Source organism: Colwellia sp. MB02u-10 (genome assembly GCF_014077185.1).
Lineage (GTDB): Bacteria > Pseudomonadota > Gammaproteobacteria > Enterobacterales > Alteromonadaceae > Cognaticolwellia.
The window spans coordinates 21,015-35,095 of the sequence record NZ_JACGVK010000111.1; the positions used below are offsets into that span (position 1 = coordinate 21,015).

Genomic DNA, 14,081 nt, shown 5'->3' on the forward strand with positions numbered 1-14,081 from the left:
AAATGGCAAGTCATTCACTTGCCATTTTTGTCTCTAGCGTTTCAAGTATAAGGTGCATTCATGCATAAAGAGATCATTCGTCGAGAGCAAGTTAGCGATGAGCATTTACCCGATACACTACATCCACTTGTTCGACAGATATATGCACGACGCGGTGTTACCAACAAAGCACAACTTGAATTAACCGCGTCTCATTTATGTCCTGTTGATTCGTTAAAAGGCTTACCTGAAGCATGTGAATTGTTATATCAGGCACTGCAAGGGCAAAAAAACATCACGGTAATTGGTGACTTTGATGCTGACGGAGCCACAAGTACGGCTTTAATGATGGAAGCATTGCAAATGCTAGGTTCAACAAATCATCATTTTTTAGTCCCCAACCGATTTAAGTACGGCTATGGCTTAACCCCTGAAATTGTTGATATTGCCAACTTACAAGGCGCACAAGTATTGGTGACGGTTGATAATGGCATTAGCTGCATTGCGGGTGTTAAAAGAGCGAAGGAGTTAGGGCTGCAAGTGGTGGTTACTGACCATCATTTACCTGGCGCGCATACACCTCCTGCCGATGCCATTGTTAATCCAAATCAAGTGGGTTGTAATTTTGCCAGCAAGTCGTTGGCCGGTGTTGGTGTCGCATTTTACTTTATGTTGGCGTTAAGAAAATATTTACGTGAACAGCAATGGTTTGAACAGCAGAAAATTAAAGAGCCTAATATCGCACAATTACTTGATTTAGTTGCCTTAGGTACGGTTGCTGATGTGGTGTCACTTGACGCCAATAATCGAATTTTAGTCGAACAAGGACTCAAGCGCATTCGCGCAGGAGCGACACGCCCGGGTATTCAAGCCTTAATAGAAATTGCCGGTAAAAATCAGCAAAAATTAGTGGCCAGTGATTTTGGCTTTGCCTTAGGCCCACGTATCAATGCAGCAGGTCGGTTAGACGACATGGCGTTTGGCATTAACTGTTTACTAGCAAAAGATTTATCAAGCGCTAGAGTGATGGCGGCCGATTTGGATGACTTAAATAAAGCGCGCCGGGAAATAGAGCAGGGCATGCAAATTGAGGCCGAGCAAGTACTGGCCAGTTTACAGTTTAGTGAAAGCAACTTACCCCATGGCATTAGTTTGTTTCATGGCGACTGGCATCAAGGCGTCATCGGTATTGTCGCCGGGCGCTTAAAAGAAAAGTATCATCGCCCGAGTATTGTGTTTGCCAAAGGTAATGATGACGACGCCAGTGGTATGAATAACAGTGACGCTGACAGTATTGATATTAGTAGCAATGAAATAAAAGGCTCAGCGCGCTCTATTCCAGGTTTACATATTCGTGATTTACTCGAGTATATTGACAGCCAACACCCTGGTATTATTATAAAATTTGGTGGTCATGCCATGGCGGCAGGTTTATCAATACCGGCAAATAAATTCGAACAGTTTTCAGCGCTATTTGAGCAATATGCCGAGCAATGGTTAAGTAAAGAAGCTTTAACGGGTGTGCTGGCCTCAGATGGCGAGTTATTAACTAAGGATATGACACTGGCTTTTGCACAGGTCTTACGTGAGGCTGGGCCGTGGGGACAAAATTTTCCAGAACCGGTATTTGATGACGTTTTCACGCTTGTACAGCAACGTATTGTCGGCGAAAAACACCTAAAGCTTGTGGTAGAAAAAGACCAGCAAATATTTGATGCCATCGCCTTTAATGTTGATATTAAGCGTTGGCCAGACAACCAAGCCAAGCAGGTGAAGCTAGCCTATCGTCTGGACATTAATGAGTTTCGTGGTAAACAGTCAGTACAATTAATGGTTGAACAATTAGACTAAAGGTTATCAATGCCATTATCAGCTTAAGAGGTGATAAAAATATCATAAAAATGGCATTGCATTACTCAAGCAAGCGTTTATTTAATCGCGTAATTAGGCTACAATGCGCGACTATTTTTTTTGTTTTTCCCTTTATTCATCAATTACGGCGTGACAGATAAAAAATATGCTAGAAGTTAATCCAGTACTCAATAAAATTAAAGAAATTCGTGAACGCACCAATCTGCTTCGGGGGTATCTTTGACTACGACCAAAAGTCAGAACGCTTGGTTGAAGTTACGCGAGAATTAGAATCTGCCGATGTGTGGAATAACCCTGAACGTGCACAAGCACTAGGTCGTGAACGTGCGGCATTAGAAGCTGTGGTTGAAACTATTCAACAAATGGACTCAGGTTGTGAAGACATTGAAGGCTTGGTTGAACTTGCCGTTGAAGCCGACGACGAAGAAACCTTTAATGACGCTGAAGCTGAAACAAAAACCTTAGAAGTTAGCCTTGAAAAACTAGAATTTCGTCGGATGTTTTCTGGTGATCACGACGCCAACAACTGCTATTTAGATATTCAATCAGGATCTGGCGGTACAGAAGCACAAGATTGGGCAGAAATGCTGATGCGCATGTATTTACGCTGGGGTGAAGCCAATGGTTACAAAACAGAAGCCATTGAAGTCACCGGCGGTGATGTCGCCGGTATTAAAGGTTGCACCATTAAATACACGGGTGAGTATGCTTTTGGTTGGTTACGGACAGAAACCGGTGTGCATCGTTTAGTACGCAAGTCACCCTTTGATTCAAGTGGTCGTCGTCATACCTCGTTTGCTTCTGCGTTTATTTACCCAGAAATAGACGACAATATTGAAATTGATATTAACCCAGCAGATTTACGCATAGACACCTTTCGTGCCTCTGGTGCGGGTGGTCAACATGTTAACAAAACTGATTCTGCCATACGTATTACCCATGAGCCAACCGGCGCAGTAGTGGCTTGTCAGGCTGATCGTTCACAGCACAAAAACCGTGCTACCGCGATGAAATTGCTAAAAGCTAAATTGTATGAAATGGAAATGCAAAAGCAAAATGAAGGTAAACAAGAATTAGAAGATGGCAAGTCAGATATTGGCTGGGGTAGTCAAATACGCTCTTATGTTTTAGATGACAGCCGTATTAAAGACTTACGCACTGGCATAGAAAATCGCAATACTCAGGCAGTATTAGACGGTGATTTAAACAAATTTTTAAAAGCTAGTTTGAAATCTGGCTTATAAGTACTTAATTAATTTAAACTATTTTTAATAGAATATACCTGTAATAGCAAGATTTGAGCGCTAAATAACTTAGCTTAAATTCCATGTTACGTTAACACACGAGAAATAAAATGACTGATCAAGCACACCAAGACGAAAATAAATTGATTGCCGAGCGTCGTGGCAAATTAGCAAAAATTCGAGAAAACTGTCCGGCTAATGGCCACCCTAACAAGTTTGACCGAAAACATTATGCTGCTGATTTGCAAGCTGAACACGGTGAAAAAGATAAAGAAACGCTTGAAGCTGAAACCGGTCTTTACAGCATTGCTGGTCGTGTTATGGCAAAACGTGGTCCATTTTTAGTCTTACAAGATATGACCGGCCGTATTCAGGCTTATGCCCATAAAACGGTGCAAAAAGATATTAAAGAGCGTTGGGGCACTTTAGACATTGGCGATATTATTGGTGTTACCGGTACTATGCATATGTCAGGTAAAGGCGACTTATACGTCAATATGGATAAATACGAGCTGTTAACAAAGTCACTGCGTCCATTACCAGAAAAGTTTCACGGCTTATCAGATGTTGAAACAAAATATCGCCAACGTTACGTTGATTTGATCATCAATGAAGAAACGCGTAACACCTTTAAAATTCGTTCAAAAATTGTTGATGGTATTCGCAAGTTTTTAACTGACCGTGATTTTATGGAAGTTGAAACACCTATGCTACAAACCATCCCTGGTGGTGCAACGGCGAAGCCTTTTGAAACATTCCACAATGCCCTAGACATTCAAATGTATATGCGTATTGCCCCAGAGCTTTACTTGAAGCGCTTGGTTGTTGGTGGTTTTGAGAAAGTTTTTGAAATTAACCGTAACTTTCGTAATGAAGGCTTATCATCACGTCATAATCCAGAATTTACCATGATTGAATTCTACCAAGCTTATGCTGATTATCATGACCTAATGAACCTTACTGAAGAAATGTTACGTACTCTAGCTGAAGACGTTATGGGGTCAGCTATTATTCGTAATACCGTTAAAAACTCTGACGGTGAAGTTGTAGAAGAGAAGTTCTATGATTTTGGTAAGTCGTTTACTCGTCTGTCTATGGTTGATGCGATTTTACAATATGGTACCAACCTTGATGAAGCGGTTTTACGTGACCCAGAAGCTAATTTTGATGCCTTAAAAGCCATGGCAAAACAAGTAGGTGTTAAGGAAACTGAAGCATCTAAAGTCTGGGGTGCTGGTAAGTATGTTTGTGAGATTTTTGAAGAAGTTGCCGAGCATATGCTTGACCAACCGACCTTTATCACAGAATATCCGTGGGAAGTATCGCCATTAGCTCGTAGAAATGATGACAACGCATTTATCACTGACCGTTTTGAGTTTTTTGTTGGTGGTCGTGAACTAGCCAACGGTTTCTCAGAGCTTAATGATGCTGAAGACCAAGCGGCGCGTTTTAGAAATCAAGTTGCAGGTAAAGATGCCGGTGATGACGAAGCCATGCACTTTGACGCTGACTATATTCAAGCACTTGAATACGGTTTACCGCCAACAGCGGGTGAAGGTATTGGTATTGATCGATTAGTCATGCTGTTTACCGATTCACCGACTATTAAAGACGTTATTTTGTTTCCGCATATGCGTCCAATTGCTGAGTAATACCCACTTGGCGATACTCGCTGAATAAGCTGAGTTAAATACATAATGAAAAAAGCACCTTAGGGTGCTTTTTTATGTTCAGGCGTTCTGTCTTTCAAGGCATTAGAGCATCCTTGTCGTCGACGTGAAGAACGACCATGTTCAGGCCTCGCTCAGACATCCTATCTTTTCAGCTATGAGTACCTTTCGGTATTTACTCCTTCACTACTCTAATGACTTATCTCCCTGCAAAAAAAACGTGGCGGCACAGTAGGTTCAGTTCAGCTAATGGTTATTCCCACTAAGTATTTATAAGCTAGGGTCTTTACAATATAAGTCATTTTATTTTTAATAATATAAACAAGTAGTTAATTTTTTTATTAGGCTTTTTTTGGCCGCAATATAATTTTAATCGCTTTGTTTATCAACTTAGATTGCAATAATTTCGTGGCCAAAATCAAGCTTAAATAGCACAAGGGTTATTTAAATGAATGGTTTATATTTGTCTGCATTAGTGGTGTATTGTCAATGTTCTGTTAAATTTAAAGGGTTACCGATCAAAGTAAGCCAAATATTAGGAGAATTAAAATGGCATTTGAAGTTACCTTTGAATTAAAAGAGTCAGATTTAGCGTATTTTCGTGATGTGATGCGAGCAGCTAAATCAGAAGCAAAACATTTAACTGAAGCAGAAATATTAGCTAATGCAAAAATCCTGAGTAAAGACATTCAAGTTGATGTGCCGCTATTTGTTAGTGAAAGAATTAAAAAATTAGCAACGTTGGTCGCTATGATTGAAGATTCGGAGTGGAAAATACCTGACCAAGAGCGGGCTGATGTATTAAGTGCTTTGGCTTATTTTAGTGATCCTGAGGATTTAGTGCCTGATCATATTCCGGTGTTAGGTTTTTTAGATGATGCCATCATGATTGAACTAGTTGTTGAAGAACTTAAAGATGACATCGAGGCTTTCTTAGAGTTTTGTCACTACCGAAAGCGTGAAGAAGGTCGTCATAGCGGCGAAACTATTACTCGAGAGGAGTGGTTAGACACTAAGCGAAAAGAGTTGCACAGTAGAATGAGAAATCGTCGTTCAGGTCGCAGTAGTTCTCGTTCAGGTTTTCGTTCAGTTTTTTAACTGAAAACCGATCAGTTTATTTTATTGAACTCAAGGTTTGAAAAAGCCGCATTAAATGACTTTTTCAACTTTCAAATTTTTAAACTTTTTAAGATAGCTAGATGAATTAATGCGTTATAAATAACATTAAAATGAAAAAAGCGATAATAGTAGCGTTAAAAGCAAAGATATAACCAAAGCCTTTTAAGCCCTGTTTAATGGTGTAATTATTATTGCTTAAATACCAATACCAAATGGCGCTCATGAGTATAGGGACGAGAAAAAATAGTTGGATCATATTTACGCTATCTCCTGCGTTACTGTTTTTGATGGCTCGCGCCATGGCGCCACTTTTAATAGCATTAACATACCGGGTATCGCTAATGCCGTACATATAAAGTAAAAATTAGTCCAACCTATTTGCTCAACAATAACGCCTGTGGTGGCATTGGCAAATGTTCTTGGCAGTGCGGTTAATGCGGTAAATAATGCAAATTGTGTTGCTGCAAATGCTGGGTTAGTCGCTCGGGCAATAAAAGCGGTAAAGGCCGCTGTGCCAAGACCCACACCCAAATACTCAAAGCCCATAGCGAAAGCTAAAGCGTAGGTGTTGTGGCCAATTTCTGCGAGGGCTGCAAAACCTAGTATACTTATTATTTGCACAAAACCAAACAACCAAAGCGCACGATTAATACTTAATTTAATCATTACGATACCACCAACAGCCAAACCTATAGTCATAGCAATTAATGACGCTGTTTTAGCCACCACACCTATCTCAGTTTTAGTAAAACCTAAGTCGATAAAAAATGGCGTTTGTAAAGCCGTTGCCATACTGTCGCCGAGTTTATATAAAAACAAAAAAGCGAGAATTTGTAACGCAGATTTTGTACCTTCTCTACTAATAAAGTCCTTAAACGGTAAAATAACGGCTTGCTGTAATGTTTTTGGTGCTTGGGCGGTGTTATTAAGCTCTTTGATTGAAAGGCTCAAGATAACGCCTATTAGCATAAACGCGGCGACAATAATAAATACTGCTTGCCAACTGATATGGTCAGAAAGAATAAAGGCCAACGAACCCGGCACTAAGCCAGAAAGCCGGTAAGCTTGTACGTGAATAGAGTTACCTAGGCCAAGTTCATGCTCAGGCAGTAATTCTCGACGATAGGCATCGAGTACAATATCTTGACTAGCACTAAAAAATGCCACAGCGGCTGCTAGGTAGGCAACATTCCAGATATTCATTACGGGGTCAACAAAACCAAAACCTGCAATAGAGAAGAGCAATAATACCTGGGTGAGTAACATCCAACTGCGGCGGCGTCCCAATACCGGTAATGAATAGCGGTCCATTAATGGCGACCAAATGAATTTCCATACGTAGGGAATACCAATTAAGGAAAACAAACCAATTTCGGTAAGACTAACACCCTCTGAGCGTAACCAACCCGGCACCAGTTGATAAAGAATAAACAAAGGCAGTCCGGAGCTAAAGCCAGTGAATATACAAATTAGCATGCGGCGATTGAGTATTGCTTGTTTAAAGGTCGGGGATTGCATTGCTCAAAGCCTAATGAATGCGAGAATATAATGTTGTAAGGCTATCAAAATGTATTAGTAAACAGAAGTTTAATATTTTGAAACAGGCAATTAGTTATTACTGCTTACCTATGGATTTTTTTTAATCTTGTAATATTAAGGTATTGGGCGCCAACCTATGCAATCAATAGGATAACTGCCCGTTCCAGAGAAAAACTCTAAACAGGTGGATATCTCACTTTTAAAGTATAAATCACGTTCAAGGTCATTAGCGCTGTGCAAACTAAGTTCATGCATTATATGCCAAAATACACGTTCTCTAGCATTATTGGGCGTTTCGTCACTCACCTGAAGTAAAGTCCAGTCTGCCATGGTGTTTTCGACAAATTTATCAAGCTCAGTGTAGTGCAGAGAATGATTAATAACAGCGGTAATATAGGCCCTAATTTGTGTGATTTTTTCATTGATAAACTGCTCAATTATCATTATGTTCCTTTTTCTAAATGTAGCTAATAAAGTAGCTTAGCTCTGGTATGAAATTCTGGTATATACTCGGGTATATAAGAGTGTTGCTCGCTTTATAATATTTTTTGATGCTGCTTTAGTTATCGTCGATAAAACTAAAATTGTCAACGTTGACCTGTTGTTCAATTGTGACTTATGGGCCGTGTAAAAAAGTGATTTAGTAACCAAAAAACCACTTGAAAAGTGTTTTCTATCAAAGAAATGTTATTTATCATCTATTTTCTTATCATTAAGGGTGCGCTTATAAAAACCAATAAGGCCAGTATATGATTAATCAATTTTAGATAAGTGCTTTAGATGGCAGGCAATAAAATGGCCTTAATTAACATAATAGGTTCAATAGGCACATCTTCCCAGCCCATTTCGCCATTATAATCTGTTTTCACTAAGGCCATGGCATCTACGACTGCTTGACCTTCAACGATGGCCCCAAAAACTGCATAACCCCAATGTCTGCCGGGGTCTAAACTGCTATTATCTGCAACGTTGAAAAAAAATTGTCTATTAGCGGTATGAGGACGGTTTTCTTTTGCCATGGCAATCGTGCCTATGACATTTTTTAAACCATTGCCTGACTCATTTATGATGGTATTATCGACTTTTTTAAGTTCAAAGTTTTGGCTATAGCCTCCACCTTGGACAATAAATTCAGGCACAATACGATGAAAAATAGTGTTGTTGTATTCGCCTCTAACCACATAAGTTAAAAAATTATCGACAGTAATGGGAGCACGTATCCTATCAAGCTCTACAATAATGATGCCCATTGAGGTTTCTAATTTAACCCGTGGGAACAAATTATCAGGATCAATGGCTAAATTTTTGCCACTACAGGTAAATGAAAGTAATAATAATATCACTGAAAAAATTTTCATTATGGCTCTCTCGACACTCGGTTATTAAGTTATTGTGCTATTGAATAAACTGCTGTAACTCTTCGCTTTGTACTATTTGGCTTAATAATTTTGTCAGTTGTTGGTTAAAATCGCGCTCTAATACCGCAAGGTCTGCTTTTAGAGGGCCCTTGCTGGTACCGGTAATCTTAAATGTTTTTGTTAAGGTGTTTTTGCCATTATTGACAACCACACGAAAACTCATTTGATTACTAGCGCTATATTTTAACAGTTGTTGTTGAACACTGACCAAGGCATTATCGATAATAACGTCCACTTGATTAACGGCTAGCGGCTGTATTTTTAGACCATTAGCGATTAATGCCGGGGTAAGTGCTGTCGATACAATATCAACTATGCGCTGTTGAGGTGAATATAACTGTGTGGCTTCGCCAGCACGTAAAATTTGCACAACATGGTTTGAGCGGCGCAAATCACTAAAGCGTAATTGCACTTGCTTTTGTTGGAAGGCATTACTGCTACCTACATTGATTTCAGGGCTGACAATAACCTGCTTTATTGGCGCACTACAGGCAAATAACAAGCTAGTAGCGCTTAAAAGTAGCACCTTTATTACACTTGATTTCATCTTATATCCTTTAGACTTAAAGTGACAAAATTAACGTTTTATTGCTGAAATAGTGACAAACTTCTCGTTACTGGCAATCAACTTTTCATTACCAAAAATACGTTGTAATTTTATATGATAACCCAGTTGACGGTTGCCAATAATGCGTAACTCACCCCCTTTTTTCAATACCCGGTGGCTGTCTTTAAACATCTGCCACGCGATATGATCTGTGGTGGCGGTTTGTTGATGAAATGGCGGGTTACATAATACAAGATCAACACTACCGCCCTCAACACTGGTTAAACAATCGTTGACTAGAAAATGGCACTGCTCAATAGCTGAGGGTAAATTTTCAGTCATATTTAATTTTGCTGATGCGATCGCCATGTAAGACTCATCGATAAAGTGCACTTGCGCTGCGGGCTGCTTTGATAATACCTGTAAGCCAATAACACCATTGCCACAGCCGAGGTCGATAACCTCAGTATTTGCCGCAACATTGGGTAAGTTTTCCATAAAATAACGCGCACCAATATCGAGTTTTTCTCGGGCATAAACGTTGGCGTGATTATGTAGGGTGAAATCGGTGTTTTCTAATGGCCATGAGGTTGGAAACACCGCCGATAATGCTTTGTCATTATCGAGTTGACTAAAAACCAGTCGCGCTTTTTTTACCGCTAATGATGTTGTTGTTGTGCCTAAGTAATTTTCAAACAATTTAAGTGTCGAACTGTGAATTTCCTTAGCGCGATCGCAGGCGATAAAAATAACATCTTTACTCAGCTGCTGTTTTATTTTGCTCAGTTGTTGGCAAAGTAGGCCTTTGCTTTTTGGAATTTTATAAAGCACGATGTTAATATCGCTAGGTAAATCATCTAGGCTGCTCAGCAGGGTGATATTTTCTTCTGATAAACCATTTTGCTCTAAATTAAGTTCAATACCTTGATGACTTAAAAATGAGTCACTAACACAATACAACTGCTGCTCAGTTAAGTTGCAGCTTATAGCGCCAAAACTATCATTGAAAATAAGAATGTTTTGTTTTGAGCTAGTTAATAGTTGTTGCTCTACGTAACTAATTATATATTCATCAGCGGCGTCCCATGCTTGCAAGCTTCGATTGACTTGGCCGGTTGGAAAACGATCGAGAAAAAGGTTTTTGTCATTGAGAATAAAAGGGCTGATCATAGTGATAAATACTTGGTTGGCGTTACTGATATTGTGACAAAATTTATCACTACGAGCTAGTTAATTGCGGATTTTATCGAGATAATAGCGTTAAATAAGACAAACTCATCATTAAAACATCATAAGGAAGCTATTGGTTTGAAAATACTATCTCCTGATGCTGATATAGATTATATCGAAAACTTTTATGCTGCAGATAAAGCACAACTGTTTTTTCACCAACTTGAGCAAAAGTTAGCTTGGCGCCATGATGATATTAAAATGTTTGGCAAAGTGATGAAAATACCAAGATTACAAGCTTGGTATGGTGATAATAACCTCAGTTACCGTTATTCAAATATGACCTTGACAGCCCAACCTTGGACCGAAAGTTTACGGGCACTGAAAGCAAAAGTTAGCGACTATTGTGACCATGAGTTTAATGCGGTATTAGCAAATTTATACCGTAATCAAGATGACAGTGTCGGCTGGCATAGTGATGATGAGCCTGAATTAGGTCTAATGCCAACTATCGCTTCGTTATCTTTTGGCGCAGAACGTGAATTTCAACTTAAACATATTATCACTAAAGAAAAAATAAACATTAAGCTTAGGCCGGGTAGCTTACTGATTATGCGAGGAAATACACAAAAATACTGGCAACACTGCCTACCTAAAAGAAGTAAGGCAATAGCGCCACGTATCAACCTGACCTTTCGCAAAATATGCCGTTAAGGTTTATTTTAGCAATTTTAAAAAAGATTTAAATAGTAAGAATAATATTTAAAATAACGCTGTCAGTCGTCTAGATAGATGGCATAATTGTCAGTAACGACTAAAATTAAAACTGATCCATCAGCCGATCAACTTTAGGGAAAATACTATGACAATCGAAGCTATTATTGAAGAAAAACTACTTGCTGCTTTTTCACCCCTTCATCTCGATGTAATTAATGAAAGTCATATGCATAATGTTGCACCGGGTAGCGAGTCGCACTTTAAAGTGATTATTGTTTCAGATGAATTTGAAGGCGAACGTTTGATTAAGCGCCATCGCGCCATTAACACATTATTAGCGACAGAGCTTGCAGATAAAATACATGCACTTGCCCTACATACTTATACTGAACAAGAGTGGAAAAACTATTACGCTGAGAACACACCTTTATCACCTAAATGCTTAGGCGGTAGCAAAAAAACAGGATAAATTATCCGCGTATCTCAGGTAAATAGCTCGCTATTATATTTTGCACCGTTAATGTCATATTAACGGTGTTTTTATGTACAGGATGTGCGGTATGCAGCGGTCACATGGATGTGAAAGAGCAGCGATGTACAGGACTTAGGGTATGCAGCGATCACATAGCAGTTCCTAGCCATCTAGGTAATCGCTCTATTGAGTGGTTTATAGCTATGTAAGACTATGGCTCCACGGCATTAGTAGAACCATGAATGTCGATATTAAAGATCTTTGCTGTGTAAGCTATACAATGAGTTAGCTTCCGAATTTTATCAGGCCGCAGACTAGTATTAATCATCAATATGTCATGAGCCAGGCACTGGCTTAGCGTTTTTAGTTAGCCAACAAGCTTTTGCTGCTTTGCCTGTTGATTTGCATAGTATTATTGAAGTGGTTGTTAATGCGGTAAATGAATCAACCTTAGCAGAAGCCCGTGACAATATGGCATTAATAGCCCTGATTAAAGCGCATAATGTGCAATTACGTCAAATGCCTGCTGAAGTTATGTTAGCATTAAAACAGCATAAGAACGCCTTGATTAAAGAACAGGTTAAAGCAGATAAATATTTTGCCCGCGTATGGCAGTCATACAGTGAATTTTTAGCATCTATGCGAGCGTATAATAAATTAACCTTGCAAGCTTATGACCAAAATCGCTGATTTTTTAACAATGTTGTCGGCTTTTGTCGAATATTATCGTTGGTTGTAGTCAAGTATTGTCTAGCATGACTGAGTTTCACCACTGGTCGCATCTCTTAAGAGGTCAAGCCAGAGTAAACTAGTCGGCAAATTGTTTGTAGACAGTAAATTAAGCTTAATTAATTTTAATTAAGCATTTTTCAAACTCAAATTGTTACTTTGAATAACCCCGTATCACGATACTACTTGGTGTTGTATGTTATTGGGATTTTGAAGTGACACTAAGAAGGTATAGTTATGGTTATTAAGCCAAAAATTCGTGGTTTTATTTGTACTAATGCTCATCCTGCCGGTTGTGCAGCGCATGTTAATGAGCAAATTGCTTATGTAAAAAGTCAGCCTCAAGCCGATGATAAGCCTAAGAACGTATTAGTTATTGGTGCATCAACAGGTTACGGCTTGTCATCTCGAATCACAGCGGCTTTTGGTAATGACGCTAAAACATTAGGTATTTTCTTTGAAAAGCCACCAACAGAAAGAAAAACCGCATCAGCGGGTTGGTATAATACGGCTGCTTTTCAAGCGGCGGCTGACCAAGCAGGCCTGTGGTCAAAAAATATTAATGGCGATGCTTTTTCTCATGAAATTAAGGCAAAAGCTATTGCCGCTATAAAAGCAGAATTAGGTGAAATTGACCTAATTGTATATAGCTTAGCGTCGCCACGTCGTACGGATCCGGATACGGGTGAAGTCTATTCATCAGCACTTAAACCTATTGGTCAAAGTGTTACGACGAAAAACTTAAATACCTCTAAACGTACGATTGATACAATGTCAGTGGATGCGGCTACAGAAGCAGAAATTCAAGGCACTATCGATGTTATGGGTGGTGCTGATTGGGAGCTTTGGATTAAAGCACTCGGCGATGCGGGTGTACTGGCTAATGGTTTTAAAACCGTTGCTTATACCTATATTGGTAAAGAATTAACTTGGCCAATATACGGACATGCCACTATTGGTCGTGCAAAAGAAGATTTAGATCGTGCGTCAACAGCAATAAAAGCGACAACAGCTAATATTAAGGGCGAGGCTTATGTTACGTCACTTAATGCCGTGGTAACACAAGCCAGTTCGGCAATTCCTATTATGCCATTATATATTTCAGCGATGTTTAAAGTGATGAAAGCTGATGGCACTTATGAAGGGTGTATTGAGCAAATTCAAGGCTTGTTTAGAGAAAATATATACGGAAAAAACCCTATTATTGATGAAGCTGGGCGTTTGCGTCAAAATAACAAAGAACTTGAAGACAGCGTACAAAAACGTGTCACTGATATTTGGAATACGGTTGATAGCGACACCATTGATGAATTAACCGATTACCTTGGTTATCATCAAGAGTTTTTGAAGTTATTTGGTTTTGATTTAGCTGGCGTTGATTATGACGCAGATATTAATCCAGAATTGGCGATCAATAATTTGTTGTAACTTGTTTCAAATTACATAAAATTTAATGCTGAAAGTTATACAGGCTAGTGCGTGATGAATTAGTAACCTAATATTTGTGATTAAAAAAACCGACAATTTGTCGGTTTTTTTATGTCGATTAGGCGTTATTTATGCTTTATAATTTCGGTTGTTTACAACTTTATTACAGAGAATAAT

General features: G+C 39.1%; 13 protein-coding genes. 8 read left to right on the top strand and 5 right to left on the bottom strand.

What is annotated here, in order from left to right:
* Positions 1-60 precede the first annotated feature (60 nt).
* The 4 genes from recJ (at position 61) to H4J59_RS07450 (ending at position 5,863) form a co-directional block, all read left to right on the top strand.
* Entirely contained in the window at positions 61-1,830 is a 1,770-nt protein-coding gene (gene recJ / locus H4J59_RS07435) for a single-stranded-DNA-specific exonuclease RecJ (protein WP_182238155.1), read from the top strand.
* 166 nt (positions 1,831-1,996) lie between these two features.
* Positions 1,997-3,095, top strand: a protein-coding gene (prfB, locus tag H4J59_RS07440) for a peptide chain release factor 2 (RefSeq protein WP_182135111.1) whose coding sequence is annotated in 2 segments (ribosomal slippage) — positions 1,997-2,071 and positions 2,073-3,095 — 1,098 coding nt in all. Because the reading frame shifts where the segments join, the coding sequence is not laid out codon by codon here.
* 110 nt (positions 3,096-3,205) lie between these two features.
* Complete coding sequence (gene lysS / locus H4J59_RS07445) at positions 3,206-4,747, top strand: lysine--tRNA ligase (protein WP_182190984.1); 1,542 nt, start codon at positions 3,206-3,208, stop codon at positions 4,745-4,747.
* 567 nt (positions 4,748-5,314) lie between these two features.
* Complete coding sequence (locus tag H4J59_RS07450; RefSeq protein ID WP_182238157.1) at positions 5,315-5,863, top strand: YkvA family protein; 549 nt, start codon at positions 5,315-5,317, stop codon at positions 5,861-5,863.
* 279 nt (positions 5,864-6,142) lie between these two features.
* Here the strand turns inward: H4J59_RS07450 and H4J59_RS07455 are convergent, their stop codons facing one another.
* The 5 genes from H4J59_RS07455 to H4J59_RS07475 all read right to left on the bottom strand — a co-directional run bounded on the left by H4J59_RS07455 (position 6,143) and on the right by H4J59_RS07475 (position 10,558).
* Positions 6,143-7,402, bottom strand: a complete 1,260-nt coding sequence (locus tag H4J59_RS07455) for an AmpG family muropeptide MFS transporter (RefSeq protein WP_182238159.1) — start codon at positions 7,400-7,402, stop codon at positions 6,143-6,145.
* Positions 7,403-7,537: 135 nt separating this feature from the next.
* Positions 7,538-7,867, bottom strand: a complete 330-nt coding sequence (locus H4J59_RS07460) for a hypothetical protein (protein WP_182238161.1) — start codon at positions 7,865-7,867, stop codon at positions 7,538-7,540.
* A gap of 332 nt (positions 7,868-8,199) precedes the next feature.
* Positions 8,200-8,781: a peptidylprolyl isomerase gene (locus H4J59_RS07465; RefSeq protein ID WP_182238163.1), complete on the bottom strand. Its 582-nt coding sequence runs from the start codon at positions 8,779-8,781 to the stop codon at positions 8,200-8,202.
* Between the two features lie 37 nt (positions 8,782-8,818).
* A complete protein-coding gene (locus tag H4J59_RS07470) occupies positions 8,819-9,388 on the bottom strand; it encodes a YajG family lipoprotein (protein WP_182238165.1) in 570 nt (189 codons plus the stop codon).
* A gap of 30 nt (positions 9,389-9,418) precedes the next feature.
* Complete coding sequence (locus H4J59_RS07475; protein WP_182135098.1) at positions 9,419-10,558, bottom strand: methyltransferase; 1,140 nt, start codon at positions 10,556-10,558, stop codon at positions 9,419-9,421.
* 138 nt (positions 10,559-10,696) lie between these two features.
* On the opposite strand from H4J59_RS07475, the gene H4J59_RS07480 reads away from it, so the two are divergent.
* From H4J59_RS07480 to fabV, 4 genes are all read left to right on the top strand, one after another.
* Positions 10,697-11,272: an alpha-ketoglutarate-dependent dioxygenase AlkB gene (locus H4J59_RS07480; protein WP_220469752.1), complete on the top strand. Its 576-nt coding sequence runs from the start codon at positions 10,697-10,699 to the stop codon at positions 11,270-11,272.
* Between the two features lie 148 nt (positions 11,273-11,420).
* A complete protein-coding gene (locus H4J59_RS07485) occupies positions 11,421-11,744 on the top strand; it encodes a BolA family transcriptional regulator (RefSeq protein ID WP_182135097.1) in 324 nt (107 codons plus the stop codon).
* 333 nt (positions 11,745-12,077) lie between these two features.
* Complete coding sequence (locus H4J59_RS07490) at positions 12,078-12,437, top strand: hypothetical protein (RefSeq protein ID WP_182238287.1); 360 nt, start codon at positions 12,078-12,080, stop codon at positions 12,435-12,437.
* Positions 12,438-12,713: 276 nt separating this feature from the next.
* Positions 12,714-13,904 (top strand): enoyl-ACP reductase FabV, encoded by a 1,191-nt coding sequence (gene fabV / locus H4J59_RS07495; RefSeq protein ID WP_182238167.1) that lies wholly within the window; start codon positions 12,714-12,716, stop codon positions 13,902-13,904.
* The last annotated feature ends 177 nt before the right edge of the window (positions 13,905-14,081 follow it).